Below are 2134 nucleotides of genomic sequence, written 5' to 3' on the forward strand. Positions count from 1 at the left end.
ATCCACATAAAAGAATGAACGCTAAAGCAATCAAGCTACCTGTTCCTGGGCCGAAGAAACCATCATAAAATCCAAGGAATGGAGGCACTGTTAACGCAAACAACAACATACTTATTTTTCTCGGTCGATCTTCGTTTGCTATATTTGGAGATAATAGAAAATAAAGACCAATAATAATAAGTAAAAAAGGTAATATCATGATTAGATATTCTGCCCGTATCTGTAAAACAAGCCATCCACCCAAAACTGATCCAAAAAAGGTCATTAAGATGGACAAACGCATTTCTTTAAGATTAATTTCTTTCTTCTTAATAAAAAACACTGTCGCCATGAGAGTTCCGCTACTCCCTTGCAGTTTATTAGTTGCTATCGCTACAGAAGGAGACATACCTACTAATAACATTATCGGGATAGTTATCATACCACCGCCTCCAGCAATTGTATCTATCCACCCTGCTAATACAGCTACTAAAAATAGTAATATGAGTAATTCAATAGTAAAATCCATACAAAGAATATGGGAAGGCTTGAGCTATTATACCCCAAACCTCCCCATCGTCCCTCCTCTCTTTAAACTAGTTAATAATATCTGTAAAGTAACTTTCTTTCTGATCACGTAATCGGCTGGAAACGTACTGCCTGCAAACAATTCTTCTTCCGTACTTATTATCTCCAATCGGAATTTTATATTCTTCCTCAGATAACCTTTCCCTACCATGAGTTACATTTGTTTGTTTACCATAGTATGAATTTGGAATAATTAATAAATCTTCAGATGTAAGTGGAACCTTATAAGTGGGCGTTGTTCGTAAGAGTTCTAAAAACATGTCAAATTTCAATTTTTCTTCTTCACTTTTTCCCACATAAATCAATCTATTTTCTGCTCCATTCAAACAAGTTGCAATAATATCACCATTATCATCCAAAAATATGATTTGGTTTATTTCCCCTACAAATCCCGATATTTCACCATCCGCCATTCCTGCGATATGAGCAATAGGCATTTTACTTATCGCCAATATATCATCTTTACTGAAGTGATTTTCTTCAAGATGCTTTTGAAGTAATTTTGGCGTTCCAATATGAGTTTGAGTTTTTAAATTTAACACTCCTTTTAATAAAAGAGCATCAACTCTAGTAAATTTTCCACAAGTAATTTCAGACACTATTCGTTCCACGGATTTATTAAGTCTATTTGATACAATTTCTAAATTCGTATTGAATATTTTCAATCTTGCTTCAATATCTGATTGGTCTTTCATGTCTGTATACACTGTGGCATCGTTATGTTGATAAAAGTTCCCGCCACCGGTGCTTGCACCGACATTTCGCAAAACTTCATCGTTGTTCAAAGGAGAAATGAGGTGAAATCTATTTTTCCCTGCATGTTCGGATGGGTGAATTAAAGCATCATAATTAAAAAGTGTGGCAAAAAGCCATGTGACCCATTCTGCATAAAAATATTTTTTCATTCTATCGTCTTCGTCTTCACCATAATTAAAACCTTTGCGATTTTCCCCAGGTAATAGGGTTTCCATAGGATCACATGGAATATTTTTAATAAGAGTAGGTGGTACGTTTCCACCACAATTCGCTACTTTTATCATATGTAGTAGTTTTTTCATATCTGAATTCGAAGTTTTCTTTGAATAATCAATCAAACAATTAAGCCACTCTCTTGAAAAGCTTGCAGCTATTTCTTGATCACAAGTATAAGGATTATGAGTTTTTAATTCATGGTCTATTAGATTCTTGATTTTATCCTTCAATACATTAGGAATGCTAATTTCTTCGATTTCTGTAATCTGCAGTATTCCTTTATTCATTATAAAACCTCCGTTGTTTTATTTTTTCACCATATCTTCTATTAAATAAACTACCTACTTCTTTTTTGCTCCTTTGCTTTTCGTCAGAGCTATTACAGTTACCAAATTACAGAGCATAAACGTGGAGTAAACAAAATTTCTTTTTAGTTACATTAACCCCGTAAATCTCCATTAAATTAGTATATTTAATGGAGATTTCTTTTCATACTTTACTTTCAAACTATGTTTATAGGATTTTCAATTCAAGCACAAATATTCCTTTCCCTAGAATTTTCCTAAGATTGAAATCAGAATTTACAATACACTAA

2 protein-coding genes are annotated in these 2134 nt (G+C 33.2%); both read right to left on the minus strand.

Translation table 11 applies throughout. The features are described from left to right. Positions 1-508, minus strand: a 508-nt coding sequence (locus DN403_RS30565; protein ID WP_149186111.1) for a TSUP family transporter, incomplete at its 3' end; no start/stop codon positions are given. 67 nt (positions 509-575) lie between these two features. Beyond that, positions 576-1826: a hypothetical protein gene (locus tag DN403_RS30570; protein ID WP_001032355.1), complete on the minus strand. Its 1251-nt coding sequence runs from the start codon at positions 1824-1826 to the stop codon at positions 576-578. Between the last annotated feature and the right edge of the window lie 308 nt (positions 1827-2134).

The sequence above is a fragment of the Bacillus sp. AY2-1 genome (assembly GCF_008368965.1).
GTDB lineage: Bacteria > Bacillota > Bacilli > Bacillales > Bacillaceae_G > Bacillus_A > Bacillus_A thuringiensis_S.